This is a genomic window from Streptomyces sp. S4.7, assembly GCF_010384365.1.
Taxonomy (GTDB): Bacteria; Actinomycetota; Actinomycetes; order Streptomycetales; family Streptomycetaceae; genus Streptomyces.
This window is the reverse complement of record NZ_CP048397.1, coordinates 4,499,489-4,517,459: the sequence shown is the minus strand read 5'-3', so window position 1 is coordinate 4,517,459 and position 17,971 is coordinate 4,499,489. Positions and strand designations below refer to the sequence as shown.

17 protein-coding genes are annotated in these 17,971 nt (G+C 69.1%); 3 read left to right on the top strand and 14 right to left on the bottom strand.

The annotated features are described in order from the left end of the window. Positions 1-4 precede the first annotated feature (4 nt). The 12 genes from nuoL to SSPS47_RS20145 all read right to left on the bottom strand — a co-directional run bounded on the left by nuoL (position 5) and on the right by SSPS47_RS20145 (position 12,926). Positions 5-1,900: an NADH-quinone oxidoreductase subunit L gene (gene nuoL, locus SSPS47_RS20200; protein ID WP_164252273.1), complete on the bottom strand. Its 1,896-nt coding sequence runs from the start codon at positions 1,898-1,900 to the stop codon at positions 5-7. 14 nt (positions 1,901-1,914) lie between these two features. Further along, positions 1,915-2,214 carry an NADH-quinone oxidoreductase subunit NuoK gene (gene nuoK / locus SSPS47_RS20195; protein WP_147874410.1) on the bottom strand — a complete coding sequence of 100 codons (300 nt, stop codon included), beginning with the start codon at positions 2,212-2,214 and terminating at the stop codon, positions 1,915-1,917. Further along, positions 2,211-3,044, bottom strand: a complete 834-nt coding sequence (locus SSPS47_RS20190) for an NADH-quinone oxidoreductase subunit J (protein WP_164252272.1) — start codon at positions 3,042-3,044, stop codon at positions 2,211-2,213. The genes nuoK and SSPS47_RS20190 overlap by 4 nt, the downstream gene beginning before the upstream one ends. Beyond that, on the bottom strand, positions 3,041-3,700 hold the full coding sequence (gene nuoI / locus SSPS47_RS20185) for an NADH-quinone oxidoreductase subunit NuoI (protein ID WP_147874412.1): 660 nt from the start codon (positions 3,698-3,700) through the stop codon (positions 3,041-3,043). Before nuoI ends, SSPS47_RS20190 begins: the two co-directional genes overlap by 4 nt. Then, the gene (gene nuoH / locus SSPS47_RS20180; RefSeq protein WP_164252271.1) at positions 3,693-5,090 is read right to left on the bottom strand and encodes an NADH-quinone oxidoreductase subunit NuoH; all 1,398 of its coding nucleotides are present in this window, start codon (positions 5,088-5,090) and stop codon (positions 3,693-3,695) included. The genes nuoI and nuoH overlap by 8 nt, the downstream gene beginning before the upstream one ends. Continuing rightward, complete coding sequence (locus SSPS47_RS20175; protein WP_164252270.1) at positions 5,087-7,609, bottom strand: NADH-quinone oxidoreductase subunit G; 2,523 nt, start codon at positions 7,607-7,609, stop codon at positions 5,087-5,089. Before SSPS47_RS20175 ends, nuoH begins: the two co-directional genes overlap by 4 nt. Further along, the gene (gene nuoF, locus SSPS47_RS20170) at positions 7,606-8,961 is read right to left on the bottom strand and encodes an NADH-quinone oxidoreductase subunit NuoF (RefSeq protein ID WP_164252269.1); all 1,356 of its coding nucleotides are present in this window, start codon (positions 8,959-8,961) and stop codon (positions 7,606-7,608) included. Before nuoF ends, SSPS47_RS20175 begins: the two co-directional genes overlap by 4 nt. Continuing rightward, positions 8,961-9,776, bottom strand: coding sequence for an NADH-quinone oxidoreductase subunit NuoE (gene nuoE / locus SSPS47_RS20165; RefSeq protein WP_147874534.1), 816 nt, complete (start codon positions 9,774-9,776; stop codon positions 8,961-8,963). The genes nuoF and nuoE overlap by 1 nt, the downstream gene beginning before the upstream one ends. A 32-nt stretch (positions 9,777-9,808) precedes the next feature. Beyond that, positions 9,809-11,131 carry an NADH-quinone oxidoreductase subunit D gene (locus tag SSPS47_RS20160; RefSeq protein WP_164252268.1) on the bottom strand — a complete coding sequence of 441 codons (1,323 nt, stop codon included), beginning with the start codon at positions 11,129-11,131 and terminating at the stop codon, positions 9,809-9,811. Then, positions 11,128-11,820: an NADH-quinone oxidoreductase subunit C gene (locus SSPS47_RS20155; protein ID WP_239065301.1), complete on the bottom strand. Its 693-nt coding sequence runs from the start codon at positions 11,818-11,820 to the stop codon at positions 11,128-11,130. Before SSPS47_RS20155 ends, SSPS47_RS20160 begins: the two co-directional genes overlap by 4 nt. Positions 11,821-11,992: 172 nt before the next feature. After that, complete coding sequence (locus tag SSPS47_RS20150; protein WP_078075626.1) at positions 11,993-12,547, bottom strand: NADH-quinone oxidoreductase subunit B; 555 nt, start codon at positions 12,545-12,547, stop codon at positions 11,993-11,995. Positions 12,548-12,566: 19 nt separating this feature from the next. Further along, a complete protein-coding gene (locus tag SSPS47_RS20145; RefSeq protein ID WP_078075627.1) occupies positions 12,567-12,926 on the bottom strand; it encodes an NADH-quinone oxidoreductase subunit A in 360 nt (119 codons plus the stop codon). A gap of 734 nt (positions 12,927-13,660) precedes the next feature. Here SSPS47_RS20145 and SSPS47_RS20140 point away from each other — a divergent pair. Next, positions 13,661-14,470: a C40 family peptidase gene (locus SSPS47_RS20140; RefSeq protein ID WP_164252267.1), complete on the top strand. Its 810-nt coding sequence runs from the start codon at positions 13,661-13,663 to the stop codon at positions 14,468-14,470. A gap of 192 nt (positions 14,471-14,662) precedes the next feature. Further along, a complete protein-coding gene (locus SSPS47_RS20135) occupies positions 14,663-15,274 on the top strand; it encodes a glycoside hydrolase family 25 protein (protein ID WP_164252266.1) in 612 nt (203 codons plus the stop codon). Between the two features lie 16 nt (positions 15,275-15,290). On the opposite strand, the gene SSPS47_RS20130 is transcribed toward SSPS47_RS20135, so the two are convergent. Further along, on the bottom strand, positions 15,291-16,574 hold the full coding sequence (locus SSPS47_RS20130) for a geranylgeranyl reductase family protein (protein WP_147874421.1): 1,284 nt from the start codon (positions 16,572-16,574) through the stop codon (positions 15,291-15,293). 136 nt (positions 16,575-16,710) lie between these two features. Here SSPS47_RS20130 and SSPS47_RS20125 point away from each other — a divergent pair, with 136 nt between their 5' ends. Continuing rightward, positions 16,711-17,235 (top strand): GNAT family N-acetyltransferase, encoded by a 525-nt coding sequence (locus tag SSPS47_RS20125; protein WP_203557887.1) that lies wholly within the window; start codon positions 16,711-16,713, stop codon positions 17,233-17,235. Here the strand turns inward: SSPS47_RS20125 and SSPS47_RS20120 are convergent. Continuing rightward, a complete protein-coding gene (locus tag SSPS47_RS20120) occupies positions 17,216-17,917 on the bottom strand; it encodes a demethylmenaquinone methyltransferase (protein WP_164252265.1) in 702 nt (233 codons plus the stop codon). The genes SSPS47_RS20125 and SSPS47_RS20120 overlap by 20 nt on opposite strands. Positions 17,918-17,971 lie beyond the last annotated feature (54 nt).

Below are 17,971 nucleotides of genomic sequence, written 5' to 3'. Positions count from 1 at the left end.
CTGATTACACCGCCCTCATCAACAGGGTCGCGGCGATGAGCACTGCCGTACCTCCGAACATCGAGACCGCGTAGGAGCGGGCGTAGCCGTTCTGCAGCTTGCGCAGCCGGCCGGAGAGCCCGCCGAACGACGCCGCCGTGCCGTTGACGACACCGTCGACCAGGGTGTGGTCGACGTACACGAGCGAGCGGGTGAGGTGCTCGCCGCCGCGTACCAGGACCACGTGGTTGAAGTCGTCCTGGAGGAGATCGCGGCGGGCGGCGCGGGTGAGCAGCGAGCCGCGCGGCGCGGTGACGGGCACCGGCTTGCGGCCGTACTGGAGATACGCGACGCCGACACCGATGAGCAGCACCACGACCGTGGAGGCGGTGACGGCCGCCGCACTGATCGGCGGGTGGCCGTGCTCGAACTGGGTGACCGGCTCCAGCCACTTCACGAACGACTCGTTGAGCGAGAAGAGACCGCCCGCGAAGACCGAGCCGAAGGCGAGGACGATCATCGGGATCGTCATCGACTTGGGCGACTCGTGCGGGTGCGGCTCGTTGCCCTCCGCGTCGGGCTGCCAGCGCTTCTCGCCGAAGAAGGTCATCAGCATCACGCGCGTCATGTAGTACGCCGTGAGGGCCGCGCCCAGCAGGGTGACGGCGCCGAGGATCCAGCCCTCGGTGCCTCCCTTGGCGAACGCCGCCTCGATGATCTTGTCCTTCGACCAGAAGCCGGAGAGACCGGGGAAGCCGATGATCGCGAGATAGCCGAGACCGAAGGTGACGAAGGTGACCGGCATGTACTTGCGCAGGCCCCCGTACTTCCGCATGTCCACTTCGTCGTTCATGCCGTGCATGACCGAGCCGGCGCCGAGGAACAGCCCCGCCTTGAAGAAGCCGTGCGTCACCAGGTGCATGATCGCGAAGACGTAGCCGATGGGGCCGAGGCCCGCGGCCAGGATCATGTAGCCGATCTGGGACATCGTCGAGCCCGCGAGGGCCTTCTTGATGTCGTCCTTCGCGCAACCGACGATCGCACCGAACAGGAGCGTGACCGCTCCGACGATCACGACCACCAGCTGGGCGTCCGGCGAGGCGTTGAAGATCGCGCCGGACCGGGTGATCAGGTACACGCCCGCGGTCACCATCGTCGCCGCGTGGATGAGGGCCGAGACCGGGGTCGGGCCCTCCATCGCGTCGCCGAGCCAGGACTGGAGCGGCACCTGCGCCGACTTGCCGCAGGCGGCCAGCAGAAGCATCAGGCCGATACCCGTCAGCGTGCCGCCGCTCGCCTCACCGGTGGACTCCAGGACCGGTCCGAAGGCGAACGTGCCGAAGGTGGTGAACATCAGCATGATCGCGATCGACAGGCCCATGTCGCCGACGCGGTTGACGAGGAACGCCTTCTTGGCCGCCGTCGCCGCGCTGGGCTTGTGCTGCCAGAAACCGATGAGCAGGTACGACGCGAGACCGACGCCCTCCCAGCCGAAGTACAGCAGGAGGTAGTTGTCCGCGAGGACGAGCAGCAGCATCGCGGCGAGGAACAGGTTCAGATAGCCGAAGAAGCGGCGGCGCCGCTCGTCGTGCTCCATGTACCCGATGGAGTAGATGTGGATCAGGGTGCCGACGCCGGTGATCAGCAGGACGAACGTCATCGACAACTGGTCGAGCTGGAACGCGATGTCCGCCTGGAAGCTCTCGACGGGCACCCAGCTGAACAGGTGCTGGTGCAGGGCGCGTTCCTCGCCGCTCCTGCCCAGCATGTCGGCGAAGAGCACCACGGCGATCACGAAGGAGGCGGCCGACAGCAGCGTGCCGAGGACATGTCCCACCCGGTCGAGCCGTCGCCCGCCGCACAGCAGAAGACCTGCTCCGAGCAGAGGCGCCGCGATGAGCAGCGCAATCAGATTCTCCACGATTCAGCGACCCCTCAGAGCTTCATCAGGCTGGCGTCGTCGACCGAGGCCGAGTGGCGCGAACGGAACAGCGACACGATGATCGCGAGCCCGACGACGACTTCCGCGGCGGCGACGACCATCGTGAAGAAGGCGATGATCTGGCCGTCCAGATTGCCGTGCATCCGGGAGAAGGCGACGAATGCGAGGTTGCAGGCGTTGAGCATCAGCTCGACGCACATGAAGACGACGATCGCATTGCGCCGGATCAGCACTCCGACCGCACCGATGGTGAACAGCAGGGCGGCGAGATAGAGGTAGTTGACCGTATTCATTTGGTGACGCCCTCCTCGCGGTCCTCGCGGTCCCGCAGCTCCTCGCGGCCGAGGCGCTCCGTCGAACGCTGTTCCAGCGCCCTGAGATCGGCGATGGCCTCACCGGACACGTCCCGGATCTGGCCGCGGTCCTTGAGCGTCTTGCTGACCGTCAGCTCGGACGTGCTGCCGTCGGGCAGCAGTCCGGCGATGTCCACCGCGTTGTGCCTGGCGTAGACGCCCGGTGCGGGCAGCGGCGGCAGGTGATTGCTCCGGATCCGCTGCTCGGACATCTCACGCTGGGTCAGGGCCCGTTCGGTGCGCTCGCGGTGCGTGAGCACCATCGCGCCGACGGACGCCGTGATCAGCAGGGCACCGGTGATCTCGAAGGCGAACACGTACTTGGTGAAGATCAGGGCGGCGAGGCCCTCGACGTTGCCCCCGGCGTTGGCGACGCCGAGTCCTTTGGAGGCCGTCAGCGACGCGTTGCCGATGCCGGCGACCAGCAGGACGCCGAAGCCGAGCCCGCAGAGGGCGGCCCACCAGCGCTGGCCCTTGATCGTCTCCGTGAGGGAGTCGGCGGCGGTGACACCGACGAGCATGACCACGAAGAGGAACAGCATCATGATCGCGCCGGTGTAGACGACGATCTGGACGATGCCGAGGAAGTACGCCCCGTTGGCCAGGTAGAAGACCGCCAGGATGATCATGGTCCCGGCGAGACAGAGCGCGCTGTGCACGGCCCGCCTCATCAGGATGGTGCAGAGCGCGCCGATCACGGCGACGGTGCCGAGGATCCAGAACTGGACGGCTTCGCCGGTCGAGGTGAGGGAAGCGGCGAGCGTGTTCATCCGCCGATCACCTTCTTCGAAGCCGGTTCGTCCTCGCCGAAGTCGGAGGCGCCTTCCTGCGGGCGCTCGCCCTTGGTGAAGGCGACCTGCTTGACCGTGCCGGGAGCGGCCTCGGTCACCAGGCCCCGGTAGTAGTCCTGTTCGTCCGTGCCGGGGAAGATCGAATGCGGTGATTCGACCATGCCCTCCTCCAGGCCGGCGAGGAGCTGCTCCTTGGTGTAGATGAGGCTCTCGCGCGAACTGTCGGCCAGCTCGAACTCGTTGGTCATCGTGAGCGCGCGGGTGGGGCACGCCTCGATGCACAGTCCGCAGAGAATGCAGCGGGCGTAGTTGATCTGGTAGACGCGGCCGTAACGCTCACCCGGGGAGTAGCGCTCCTCCTCGGTGTTGTCCGCGCCTTCCACATAGATCGCGTCCGCCGGGCAGGCCCAGGCGCACAGCTCGCAGCCGATGCACTTCTCCAGGCCGTCCGGATGACGGTTCAGCTGATGGCGGCCGTGGAAGCGCGGCGCCGTCACCTTCTCCGTCTCCGGATACTGCTCGGTCAGCCGCTTCTTGAACATGGCCTTGAAGGTCACGCCGAAGCCGGCGACCGGATTCAGCCGGCGCGCGCCGGGGTCGTCCCCCTTCGAACCTTTGGAAGCGTTGTCAGGCACCGTCAGCCTCCTTTCCGTCACTCGCGTCACTCTCAGTATTGACTCCGCCACTGACAACCAGTTCGCGCTCACCGCGTGAGCGTCGGCGCGGTACGGGCGGCAGGGTCTGCCCCGGCAGCGGAGGCACCGGGAATCCACCGGCCATCGGATCGAACGGGGGCGGTGGTGGTTCGGCCGCGGCCGCGGCCTTCTCCTTCTTGTCGCGGAAGATGTCGGCGACGAAGGAGAGCAGCAGGATCGCGATGACGGCCGAGGCGACGTAGAGCACGATGTCCTGGAAGTCGTAGTTCTCGTTCCGCAGGGCACGCACCGTCGCCACCAGCATCAGCCACACGACCGAGACCGGGATCAGGACCTTCCAGCCGAGCTTCATCAGCTGGTCGTAGCGCACGCGCGGCAGCGTGCCGCGCAGCCAGATGAAGAAGAACAGCAGCAGTTGGACCTTGATGATGAACCAGAGCATCGGCCACCAGCCGTGGTTCGCACCCTCCCAGAACGTGGAGATGGGGTACGGGGCCCGCCAGCCGCCCAGGAAGAGCGTGGCGGAGACGGCGGAGACGGTGACCATGTTGACGTACTCGGCCAGCATGAACAGCGCGAACTTGATCGACGAGTACTCGGTGTTGAAGCCGCCCACCAGGTCGCCCTCGGACTCGGGCATGTCGAACGGCGCGCGGTTGGTCTCGCCGACCATCGTGACGATGTAGATGATGAAGGAGACCGGCAGCAGGATGATGTACCACCGGTCGGCCTGCGCCTCGACGATCGCCGAGGTCGACATCGTCCCGGAGTAGAGGAACACCGAGGCGAAGGCCGCGCCCATGGCGATCTCGTACGAGATCATCTGCGCGCACGAGCGAAGACCGCCGAGCAGCGGGTACGTCGATCCGGACGACCAGCCGGCGAGGACGATGCCGTAGATGCCGACCGAGGCGACCGCGAGGATGTAGAGCATCGCGATCGGCAGGTCGGTCAGCTGCATCGTCGTGCGGTGGCCGAAGATCGAGACCTCGTTGCCCGCCGGACCGAAGGGGATCACGGCGATCGCCATGAAGGCGGGCACCGCCGCGATGATCGGCGCCAGGACGTAGACGACCTTGTCGGCCCGCTTGACGACGACGTCTTCCTTCAGCATCAGCTTGATGCCGTCGGCGAGCGACTGGAGCATGCCCCAGGGGCCGTGCCGGTTGGGCCCGACGCGCAGCTGCATCCAGGCGACGACCTTGCGTTCCCAGACGATGGCGACCAGCACGGTCACCATCAGGAACGCGAAGCAGAAGACGGCCTTGAGGGCCACCAGCCACCAGGGGTCGGTGCCGAACATCGAGAGGTCCTCGGCGGCGAGGACGCTCTGCGCGGGGGCCGCGCCGAGTTGGGCCAGGGCGGTCATGCGCGCACCTCCGGTGCGTCGGACTCCGGGGCTCCGGCCGGGGCCTGTGCCTCGGCGGGGCCGATCCGGACAAGCGTGCCGGGGCGGGAGCCGGTATCGGCGAGGACACCGCCGCCCGTCGAGTTCAGCGGCAGCCAGACGACCTTGTCGGGCATCTCGGTGACGCTGAGCGGCAGTTCGACGGTGCCCGCGGGGCCGGTGACGGCGAGGACGTCGCCGTCCTTGACGCCCGTCTCGGCCGCCGTGGTGGCGGAGAGCCGGGCGACGGCCGCGTGGCGGGTGCCCGCCAGGGCCTCGTCGCCGTCCTGGAGCCGGCCCTGGTCGAGCAGCAGCCGGTGACCGGCGAGCAGTGCCTCGCCCGCGCCCGGACGGGGCAGCGGACGGGAGGACTCGACGGGCGGTTCGGCGCGCGGGCCGTCCCAGGTGCCGAGCCGCTCCATCTCCGTACGTACGGCCTTCAGGCTCGGCAGCGCGAAGGGGATGTCCATGGCGTCGGCGAGCATGTGCAGCACCCGCGCGTCGTCCGTGGCCAGCCTGCGCGTCATCTGCTCGGGCTTGAGCGCCGCCTCGAACAGCCGCGCCCTGCCTTCCCAGTTGAGGAAGGTGCCGGCCTTCTCGGCGACGGCGGCGACCGGGAAGACGACGTCGGCGTGGTCGGTGACCTCGCTGGGGCGCAGCTCCAGCGACACGACGAAGCCGGCCGCGGCGAGCGCCTCACGCGCGCGTGCCGGGTCCGGCAGGTCGGCGACCTCCACGCCCGCGACGACCAGCGCGCCGAGTTCGCCGGTCGCGGCGGCCTCGACGATCTGGCCGGTGTCCCGGCCGTGGCGGTGCGGCAGATCGCGTACGCGCCAGACCTCGGCGGTCTCCTCACGGGCCCGCGGGTCCGTGGCGGGACGGCCGCCGGGCAGCAGCGTCGGCAGCGCGCCGGCCTCGACGGCGCCGCGCTCACCGGCCCTGCGCGGGACCCAGACGAGCCGGGCGCCGGTCGCGGTGGCGGCCCTGGCGGCCGCGGTGAGCCCGCCGGGGACGGCCGCGAGCCGTTCGCCGACGACGATCACCGCGCCGCTCTCGCGCAGGGCGTCGGCGGCGCGGGTGCCCGCGCCTTCGAGGCCGGTCTGCGAGGCGAGCGCGTCGAGCCACTCGGTCTCGGTGCCGGGCGCGGCCGGCAGCAGGGTGCCGCCCGCCTTCCTGAGACCGGGGGTGGCGTGCGTGGCGAGGGAGAAGCTGCGCTGGCCGTGCTTGCGGTGTGCCTTGCGCATCCTCAGGAAGACGCCGGGCGCCTCCTCCTCGGACTCGAACCCGACGAGCAGGACGGCCGGGGCCCCCTCCAGCGTCGTGTTGGTGATCCCCTTGCCGTCCAGGTCGAGGCCGTGGCCGGCGACATGGGCGGCGAGGAACTCGGCCTCCTCGGCGCTGTGCACGCGCGCGCGGAAGTCGATGTCGTTGGTCTCCAGCGCGACGCGGGCGAACTTGGCGTACGCGTAGGAGTCCTCGACGGTCAGCCGGCCGCCGGTCAGGACGGCGGCCCGGCCGCGCGCGGCGGCGAGACCGTTCGCGGCGGCCTCAAGCGCCTCCGGCCAGCTCGCCGGTGCCAGCTCGCCGTCCTCGCCCCGTACGAGCGGGGTGGTGAGCCGGTCGGGCCGCTGCGCGTAGCGGAAGCCGAACCGGCCCTTGTCGCAGATCCACTCCTCGTTGACCTCGGGGTCGTCGGCGGCCATGCGCCGCATGACCTTCCCGCGCCGGTGGTCGGTGCGGGTGGCGCAGCCGCCCGCGCAGTGCTCGCACACGCCCGGCGAGGAGACCAGGTCGAACGGGCGGGAGCGGAAGCGGTACGCCGCCGAGGTCAGCGCGCCGACCGGGCAGATCTGGATGGTGTTGCCGGAGAAGTACGACTCGAAGGGGTCGCCCACGCCGATGCCGACCTGCTGGAGCGCGCCGCGCTCCAGGAACTCGATCACCGGGTCGCCGGCGACCTGGTTGGAGAAGCGGGTGCAGCGCGCGCAGAGCACGCACCGCTCGCGGTCGAGGAGCACCTGGGTGGAGATCGGTACGGGCTTCTCGAAGGTCCGCTTCTTGCCCTCGAACCGGGTGTCGGACTGGCCTGCGCTCATGGCCTGGTTCTGCAGCGGGCACTCGCCGCCCTTGTCGCAGACCGGGCAGTCCAGCGGGTGGTTGATGAGCAGCAGCTCCATCACACCGCGCTGGGCCTTCTCGGCGACCGGCGAGGTGATCTGCGACTTGACGACCATGCCGTCGGTGCAGGTGATGGTGCAGGAGGCCATCGGCTTGCGCTGGCCCTCGACCTCGACGATGCACTGCCGGCAGGCGCCGGCCGGGTCGAGGAGCGGGTGGTCGCAGAAGCGGGGGATCTCGATGCCGAGGAGTTCGGCGGCGCGGATCACCAGGGTCCCCTTGGGGACCGAGATCTCGATGCCGTCGATCGTCAGCGAGACGAGATCTTCGGGCGGGACCGCCGCCTCGCCGCCGCCGGAGGGGGCAGAGGTGGTGACTGTCATGCGTTCACCTCCAGGTGCGCGTTTCGGTCGGCCCACAGGGTGGACTTCGCCGGGTCGAAGGGGCAGCCCTTGCCGGTGATGTGCTGCTCGTACTCCTCGCGGAAGTACTTGAGCGAGGAGAAGATCGGCGCGGCGGCGCCGTCGCCGAGGGCGCAGAACGACTTGCCGTTGATGTTGTCGGCGATGTCGTTGAGCTTGTCGAGGTCCGCAAGGGTGCCGGCCCCGTCCTCAATGGCACGCAGCAACTGCACCAGCCAGTAGGTGCCTTCACGGCACGGGGTGCACTTGCCGCAGGACTCGTGGGCGTAGAACTCGGTCCAGCGGGTGACGGCCCGCACCACACAGGTGGTCTCGTCGAAGCACTGGAGCGCCTTGGTGCCGAGCATGGAGCCGGCGGCGCCGACGCCCTCGTAGTCGAGGGGGACGTCCAGGTGTTCGTCGGTGAACATCGGGGTCGACGAGCCGCCCGGCGTCCAGAACTTGAGCCGGTGGCCGGGCCGCATGCCGCCGCCCATGTCGAGCAGCTGGCGCAGGGTGATGCCGAGCGGCGCCTCGTACTGGCCCGGGGCGGCGACGTGGCCGCTGAGCGAGTAGAGCGTGAAGCCCGCGGACTTCTCACTGCCCATCGACTTGAACCAGTCCTTGCCGCGGTTGAGGATCGCGGGAACCGAGGCGATGGATTCGACGTTGTTCACCACAGTGGGGCACGCGTAGAGACCCGCGACCGCCGGGAACGGCGGGCGGAGGCGGGGCTGTCCGCGCCGTCCCTCCAGCGAGTCCAGCAGCGCGGTCTCCTCACCGCAGATGTACGCGCCGGCGCCGGCGTGCACGGTGATGTCGAGGTCGATCCCGCTGCCGAGGATGTCCTTGCCGAGGTAGCCCGCCTCGTAGGCCTCACGTACCGCCTCGTGCAGCCTGCGCAGCACGGGCACGACCTCGCCGCGCAGATAGATGAAGGCGTGCTGCGAGCGGATCGCGTAGCAGGCGATGATCATTCCCTCGATGAGGGAGTGCGGGTTGGCGAAGAGAAGGGGGATGTCCTTGCAGGTGCCGGGCTCCGACTCGTCGGCGTTGACGACGAGATAGTGCGGTTTGCCGTCGCCCTGCGGAATGAACTGCCACTTCATGCCGGTGGGGAAGCCCGCGCCGCCCCTGCCGCGCAGACCGGAGTCCTTCACGTACGCGATGAGGTCGTCGGGCGTCATGGCGAGCGCCTTGCGCAGGCCCTCGTACCCCTCGTGTTGCCGGTAGGTCTCCAGCGTCCACGCGTCGGGCTGGTCCCAGAACGCGGACAGGACCGGAGAGAGAAGCTTCTCCGGGGCGGTGTCGCTCATCTCGGGTGCTGTGGTCATCACTTCCCCTCCTCGTCCACCGGGCCTGTGGGGTTCGCGGGGTCCGACTGCGCGGTCTTCTGCGGCGCGTCGTGCGAACTGAGGTGCTCGGAACCGGGCTGGGCCGTGTCCGTCGGCGCCGCTCCGTCGCGCGGGCGCGGCGTACGGGCCGGGGGCGCCTCGCCCTTGGCGAGCTTCAGACCGATCAGCGAGGCGGGTCCCGCGCCGCCGGTGGCGTCGACGGCGCCGGGGCGCTCGTCGGGGAAGCCCGCGAGGATCCGCGCGGTCTCCTTGTACGTGCACAGGGGCGCGCCGCGCGTCGGGGAGACCTGCTCTCCGGCCATGAGGTCGTCCACGAGCTGCTTCGCCGACTCGACGGTCTGGTTGTCGAAGAACTCCCAGTTGACCATCACCACGGGCGCGAAGTCGCAGGCCGCGTTGCACTCGATGTGCTCCAGCGTGACCTTGCCGTCCTCGGTGGTCTCGTTGTTGCCGACGCCCAGGTGCTGCTTCAGCTCGTCGAAGATGGCGTCGCCGCCCATCACCGCGCACAGCGTGTTGGTGCAGACGCCGACCTGGTAGTCGCCGGACGGCTTGCGCCGGTACATCGAGTAGAAGGTGGAGACCGCGGTCACCTCGGCGGTGGTCAGCCCGAGCATCTCGGCGCAGAACCGGACGCCGGTGCGGGTGACGTACCCGTCCTCGGACTGGGTGAGGTGCAGCAGCGGCAGCAGGGCCGAGCGGCTGTCGGGGTAGCGGGCGATCACCTCCTTGGCGTCCGTCTCCAGCCGGGCGCGCACATCGGCCGGGTAGTCGGGGGCGGGGAGCTGGGGCATTCCGAGGCTGACCTCGGAACTCGGTGTGGTGGTCACCGGTCGACGCCTCCCATCACGGGGTCGATGGACGCGACGGCGACGATGACGTCGGCGACCTGGCCGCCCTCACACATGGCCGCCATGGACTGGAGATTGGTGAAGGACGGGTCGCGGAAGTGGACCCGGTAGGGGCGGGTGCCGCCGTCGGAGACGACGTGCACGCCGAGTTCGCCCTTGGGCGACTCGACGGCGGCGTACGCCTGGCCGGGCGGTACCCGGAAGCCCTCCGTCACCAGCTTGAAGTGATGGATCAGAGCCTCCATGGAGGTGCCCATGATGTTCTTGATGTGGTCGAGCGAGTTGCCGAGTCCGTCCGGGCCGAGCGCGAGCTGCGCGGGCCAGGCGATCTTCTTGTCGCCGACCATGACCGGGCCCGGCTCCAGGCGGTCCAGGCACTGTTCGACGATCCGCAGCGACTGGCGCATCTCTTCCAGCCGGATGAGGAAGCGGCCGTAGGCGTCGCAGGTCTCGGCGGTCGGGATGTCGAAGTCGTACGTCTCGTAGCCGCAGTACGGGTCGGTCTTGCGCAGGTCGTGCGGCAGCCCGGCCGAGCGCAGGATCGGTCCCGTGGCGCCGAGCGCCATGCAGCCGGCCAGGTCGAGATAGCCGACGTCCTGCATACGGGCCTTGAAGATCGGGTTGCCGGTGGCGAGCTTGTCGTACTCCGGCAGGTTCTTGCGCAGGGTCTTCAGCAGCTCGCGCAGGTGGTCGACGGCGCCCGGGGGAAGGTCCTGGGCGAGGCCGCCGGGCCGGATGTACGCGTGGTTCATCCGCAGGCCGGTGATCAGCTCGTAGGCATCGAGAATCAGTTCACGATCGCGGAATCCGTAGATCATGATCGTGGTCGCGCCGAGCTCCATACCGCCGGTGGCCAGGCACACCAGGTGCGAGGAGAGCCGGTTCAGCTCCATCAGCAGGACGCGGATGATGTTGGCCCGGTCCGGGATGTCGTCCTCGATGCCCAGCAGCGACTCCACGGCCCGGCAGTACGCCGTCTCGTTGAAGAACGACGTCAGGTAGTCCATGCGCGTGACGAAGGTGGTGCCCTGCGTCCAGTTGCGGAATTCGAGGTTCTTCTCGATACCGGTGTGCAGATAGCCGATGCCGCAGCGGGCCTCGGTGACGGTCTCGCCCTCGATCTCCAGGATCAGCCGGAGCACACCGTGCGTCGACGGGTGCTGGGGACCCATGTTGACGATGATGCGCTCGTCGTCCGACTTGGCCGCGGTCTCCACGACCTCGTCCCAGTCACCACCGGTGACGGTGTAGACGGTGCCCTCGGTGGTGGCACGAGGAGTTGCGTGTGGGGTGGTCATGAGTACGACCTCCGCTGGTCCGGAGCCGGGATCTGGGCGCCCTTGTACTCGACGGCGATGCCGCCGAGGGGATAGTCCTTGCGCTGCGGGAAGCCCTGCCAGTCGTCCGGCATCATGATCCGGGTGAGGGCGGGGTGGCCGTCGAAGATCAGGCCGAAGAAGTCGTACGTCTCACGCTCGTGCCAGTCGTTGGTCGGATAGACCTCGACCAGGGACGGCACATGGGGGTCGCTGTCCGGGGCGGACACCTCCAGGCGGATCAGCCGTCCGTGCGTCAGTGAGCGCAGGTGGTAGACGGCGTGCAGCTCGCGGCCCTTGTCGCCCAGGAAGTGGACGCCGGAGACACCCGTACAGAGCTCGAAGCGGAGCGCCGGGTCGTCGCGCAGGGTCCTGGCCACCTGGACCAGGTGCTCGCGGGCGATGTGGAAGGTGATCTCGCCCCTGTCGACGACCGTCTTCTCGATGGCGTTCGCCGGGAGCAGTCCCTGCTCCTCCAGCGCGCCTTCGAGTTCGTCGGCGATCTCGTCGAAGACACCGTCGCGGCCGCCGTACGGGCGGCTGGAGGCACCCGGCAGGCTGACGGTCCTGACGAGGCCGCCGTAACCGCTGGTGTCACCGCCGTTGTTGGCGCCGAACATGCCCTTGCGCACGCCGATGACCTCGGCGGACCGACCACGCGCGGACGGAATGCTCGCGCCGGTCGGCTCGTCTTCCGGAGAACCCCCGGATCGCTGCTCGTCACTCACCGACGCGCCCCTTTCTTCGCCCCGCCGCGGACGCGGCTGATGTCACTGCCGCCCGCTCGGCGCAGAGGCGCGGCTTTCTTCTTCGCGTGCTGCCCGGCGGCCTCGCGTGCGTCGCTCACCTGAGCAGCCCCTTCATCTCGATCGTCGGCAGCGCCTTGAGCGCCGCCTCCTCCGCCTCGCGGGCGGCCTCCTCCGCGTTGACCCCGAGCTTGGAGCCCTGGATCTTCTCGTGGAGCTTGAGGATGGCGTCCATCAGCATCTCCGGACGCGGCGGGCAGCCCGGCAGGTAGATGTCGACAGGGACGACGTGGTCGACGCCCTGGACAATCGCGTAGTTGTTGAACATCCCGCCGGACGACGCGCAAACCCCCATGGAGATGACCCACTTGGGATTCGGCATCTGGTCGTAGACCTGCCTCAGGACGGGCGCCATCTTCTGGCTCACCCGTCCTGCCACGATCATCAGGTCGGCCTGGCGCGGTGAACCGCGGAAGACCTCCATGCCGAACCGGGCCAGGTCGTACCGGCCGGCGCCCGTCGTCATCATCTCGATGGCGCAGCAGGCGAGGCCGAAGGTCGCCGGGAAGACGGACGACTTCCGCACCCAGCCCGCGGCCTGTTCGACGGTGGTCAGCAGAAAACCGCTCGGCAGCTTCTCTTCGAGTCCCATTGGTCGCCCCTCCGCGCCTTTAGTCCCATTCCAGACCGCCGCGCCGCCACACATACGCGTAGGCGACGAAGACGGTGAGCACGAAGAGCAGCATCTCAACGAGCCCGAAAAGCCCCAGCGCGTCGAAGGTGACGGCCCAGGGGTAAAGGAAGACGATCTCGATGTCGAAAATGATGAAGAGCATCGCCGTCAGGTAGTACTTGATGGGAAAGCGGCCACCTCCGGCCGGCGTGGGAGTGGGCTCGATGCCGCACTCGTACGCTTCGAGTTTTGCCCGGTTGTACCTTTTCGGGCCGATAAGCGTGGCCGCCACCACGGAGAAGATCGCAAACGCGGCACCGAGAGCGCCGAGCACGAGGATTGGCGCGTAGGCATTCACGCTCCTCGCTCCTTCCAGTCGTCCCTGACCGTTGGTCCTCAACCGAGCTTCTGTCGCCGCCGTCCCACGAAGATCACGCGTATGTGAGGCAGTTCACAAGCCGGACTGCCCCGCATCCTATGCCTCCCGGTCTGTGACGTGCGACACGGGGTGCGACAAGGAGTTTGTGATCTCCACCACCCGACGATCGATCACGCGTCGGAGAGCCGGTGGATCTTCGCACAGGAAGCGCACGCGCGGTCACTTGAGGTAACAATGCGGAGAGTCACCGCTGGTCGGAGGCGCGCGGCCCTACCAAGGCAACACGGAGGGCGGCAAATTGGAGCTGGACGCGCGCAGGGTGATAGGCGCGCACCCCACCCGCCCGGGGGAGGCCGGGGGGCGGAGGTGGACGGAGATGGACGGCCGTCGGCGGAGATGGCCGGAAGTGGTCATCGTGCACGCGTTCACGAGCGTCCGGGACTCCGGGCGTTCACCATTCCGTGACCTGCGCCACTCCACTCAACCTTCCCAAATGCGGGGCTTGGCCATGAGGGCGGACGGGTGGTAGGCGACGGGCAATTAGGGCGATTCACCGAAAGCCCATGATCACGGCCATGATCACGGTTGACCGTTATGCCCGTTACGGCGTCAATAAAGGCCACTAGCAAGCGGATTGATCTATTCCGAACGTAACTGTGGCGCAACACACGTTTCTTGAAGGGAACCCGAAAGCCCTGATAGCGATTGTCCTCATGTCCCACACCGCTCACATACCCAGCCACCGGAAGCCCCGCCGCGGCGCGTCGAAAACGGCGATCCGTTCCGGAGTTGCCGGTGGCGTCCTCAGCACCATCGCGCTGGCCGGTGCCGCCGCTCCGGCCAACGCCGAGCCGGTGACCGAGACCATCGAGATGCCCACGCTCACCTCCGGTCTCGCCGGCGGCTTCGCGCAGTCCGCGGACGCCACCCAGCAGGTCGCCGTCCACCTCGAACTCCGGGCGCAGGAAGACGCCTCCGCGACCAAGGCAGCGAAGGTCGCCAAGAAGGCCAAGGCCGAGGCCGACCGCGAGGCCGAGGCGAAGGCCAAGGCCGAGAAGGCCGCACGCGCCGAGGCCGCCCAGGAGCGCGCCTCGCGCTCCACCGAGCGCACCACGCTCTCCGCCTCCGGCTCCGCCGCCTCGTCCTCGGACAGCAGCACCCAGGCAACCGGCTCGGCCGCCGCCGTCCTGGCCTTCGCACGCGCCCAGGTCGGCGACGCGTACGTCCTCGGCTCCACCGGTCCCGACTCGTGGGACTGCTCCAGCCTCGTCCAGGCCGCCTACCGCCAGATCGGCGTCGACCTGCCGCGCACCTCGCAGCCGCAGTCCACGTCCGGCACCCAGGTCTCCCTGGACAACCTCCAGCCCGGCGACATCCTCTACTGGGGCGGCGCGGGCAGCGCGTACCACGTGGGGATCTACTCCGGCGGCGGCAAGTTCATCGGCGCGCAGAACTCCGGTACCGGAGTGGTCGAGAAGACGCTGGACTGGGACCCGCCGAGCGGCGCCGTCCGTCTCCTCTGACCGACGGCCCACCGGCACGACCCGAGGGCCGCCGCTCCCCCAGCCCGGGGAGCGGCGGCCCTTCGCCGTGCCCCGGCGCACGCCCAACGAGCCTGCCGGGCGGGGCCGTTCGAGAGTGACCGGGTGCCATCGAGGGCATCCGAAGGGAAGGGAACCTCTCCCCCCACACGCACCACGCAGGAGGCACCACCGATGACCGTCAAGGGCGTCGACGTATCGTCGTACCAGAGCTCGTCGTTCTCCACGAAGGACCTCGACTTCGCCATCGTCAAAGCCACCGAGGGCACCTCGTACCTCAACCCCCGTATGCACGCGCAGGCTTCGCACGCGCGGGACGCCGGACTGGTGGTCGGCTTCTACCACTTCCTGCGGCCGGGCAGCGTGAAGGACCAGGCGAAGTACTTCGTGGAGAAGGCCGCCGAGCGCGCGGGCGACCCGCTGTTCGCCGACTGGGAGGACGCGGACGTCTCGTGCGCGGCGAAGGACGACTTCCTCGCCGAGGTACAGCGGCTGCGCGGCGCGGACCACCGCGTCGGGCTTTACTGCAACCGGGACTTCTGGCTCAACCGCGACACCACGAGCGAGGCCGGCGACGCCCTGTGGATCGCGGACTACGTGACGGCGGGCAAGCCCCGGATCAAGGCCGCCTGGAAGTTCCACCAGTACACGGACAGCCCGCTCGACACGAACGTCGGCAGGTTCGCCGACGCCGCCGCCCTGCGGAGCTGGGCCGAGGGCGGCGGCGGCAAGAGCCTCGGGGCGCTCGCCGACGAGGGATTCCAGGTCAGCGGCGCCGAGGACTGAGATTCGGGGCGGCCGGCTACGCCTTGGGCGCGACCTTGCTCAGACCGTTGATGATGCGGTCCATCGCGTCGCCGCCCGACGGGTCGGTCAGATTCGCCAGCATCTTCAGCGCGAATTTCATCAGCAGCGGATGCGTGAGCCCCCGCTGCGTCGCGATCTTCATGACCTGCGGGTTGCCGATCAGCTTCACGAAGGCGCGGCCCAGCGTGTAGTAGCCGCCGTAGGTGTCCTTGAGCACCTGCGGATAGCGCTGGAGGGCCGACTCGCGCTGCCCCGGCGTCTGGCGGGCCTGCGCCTGCACGATGACGTCCGCCGCGATCTGGCCGGACTCCATGGCGTACGCGATGCCCTCGCCGTTGAACGGGTTGACCAGCCCGCCCGCGTCACCGACCAGCAGCAGGCCCTTGGTGTAGTGCGGCTGCCGGTTGAAGGCCATCGGCAGCGCGGCACCGCGGATCGGCATCGTCATGTTGTCGGGCGTGTAACCCCAGTCGGCCGGCATCGACGCGCACCACGCCTTGAGCACCTCGCGCCAGTCCAGCTCCTTGAAGGCGGACGACGAATTGAGGATGCCCAGACCGACGTTGGACGTGCCGTCTCCCATACCGAAGATCCAGCCGTAACCGGGCAGCAGCCGGTCCTGCGGCCCGCGCCGGTCCCACAGCTCCAGCCACGACTCCAGATAGTCGTCGTCGTGCCGGGGCGAGGTGAAGTACGTACGGACGGCGACGCCCATCGGCCGGTCGTCGCGCCGGTGCAGCCCCATCGCCAGCGACAGCCGCGTGGAGTTGCCGTCGGCCGCGACGACGAGCGGGGCGTGGAAGGTGACGGGCGTCTTCTCCTCGCCCAGCTTCGCGTTGACACCCGTGATCCGGCCGGTGCGCGGATCGATGATCGGGGCGCCGACGTTGCAGCGCTCGTGCAGCCGCGCCCCGGCCTTCTGCGCCTGCCGGGCCAGTTGCTCGTCGAAGTCGTCACGCTTGCGCACGAGGCCGTAGTCCGGATAGCTGGCCAGGTCGGGCCAGTCGAGCTGGAGCCGAACGCCGCCGCCGATGATGCGCAGCCCCTTGTTGCGGAGCCAGCCGGCCTCCTCGGAGATGTCGATGCCCATCCCCACGAGCTGCTTGGTGGCGCGCGGGGTCAGGCCGTCGCCGCAGACCTTCTCGCGCGGGAAGGCCGTTTTCTCCAGCAGCAGGACGTCCAGGCCCGACCTGGCGAGGTGGTACGCCGTGGTGGAGCCGGCCGGGCCGGCCCCGACGACGATCACATCTGCGGTGTGTTCGGAGAGGGGCTCGGTCACAGCGGGATCTCCCGAAGACTCGTGGGGCCCGGCGGGCGGGTCCCCTCATGGCGTACCGACGGCTGTGGACATGTTCGGCACGGGACAGGTGCAGTCTATGGGTGCCTGTTGATCGACGAGTTGAAGGGCTGCCCCGATGAACGACATCACCCGACCGGTCCCCGTCGTGCGGCTGCGTGTGCCGACCGAACAGGACGCCCGCGAATGGCACCGGGTGTTCGACGATCCCGACGTCATGGAGTTCCACGGCGGCCCCGCGCCGCTCGCGGAGTACGAGGAGTTGACAGCCCGCCAGCGGGCGCACGCCGCCGAACTCGGCTTCTGCTTCTGGACGATGCTCGACGACCGCGGCGAGGTCATCGGCTTCACCGGCGCGCAGCCCTGGCCCCACACGTCGTTCGGCCCGGTCGGCGAGATCGAGATCGGCTGGCGTCTCGGCCGCGCCCACTGGGGCAAGGGGTATGTGACGGCCGCCGCGCACGCGGCGCTGGAGCGGGTACGGGCCGCGGGCGTCCCCACCGTCGTGGCGATGGTCGACGCCCGCAACGACCGCTCGGTCGCGGTGACCCGGCGGCTGGGCATGGAGCTGGAGGAGACGTTCCTGACCCCGGTGGGCAGGCGGCAGGGCTACTGCTTCCGGCTCAGGCTCGACCGGCCTTGACCCCGCGGTGCAGCGCCACGATCCCACCGCTCAGATTCCGCCAGGCGACCTTCGACCAGCCGGCCTTCTGGAGCAGCCCGGCCAGCGCCGGCTGGTCGGGCCAGGCGCGGATGGACTCGGCGAGGTACACGTACGCGTCGGGGTTCGAGGACACGCCGCGCGCCACCGGCGGCAGCGCGCGCATCAGGTACTCGGTGTAGACGGTCCGGAAAGGCTGCCAGGTCGGCTGGGAGAACTCACAGATGACGACCTGCCCGCCGGGCTTGGTCACCCGGTACAGCTCACGCAGCGCGCTGTCCGTGTCGTGCACGTTCCGCAGGCCGAAGGAGATCGTGACGGTGTCGAAGACGTCGTCGCGGAACGGCAGTTTCGTCGCGTCCCCGGCGGTCAGCGGCAGCCAGGGGTGGCGCCTCTTGCCCTCGCGGAGCATGCCGAGCGAGAAGTCGCACGGCACGACGTAGGCGCCGGTGGCGGCGAAGGGCATGGAGGAGGTGGCCGTGCCCGCGGCGAGGTCGAGGACCTTCTGCGCGGGGCGGGCGTTCACCGCCCTGGCGACCTCCCTGCGCCAGAGCCGCGCCTGGCCGAGGGAGAGCACGTCGTTGGTGAGGTCGTAGTTCGCCGCCACGTCGTCGAACATCGAGGCGACTTCGTGCGGCTGCTTGTCCAGGGAGGCCCGGGTCACTGGCTTTCCGCCTCACTTCTCGTTTGTCTCTGCGCCGTCCACCACGGTACGCCG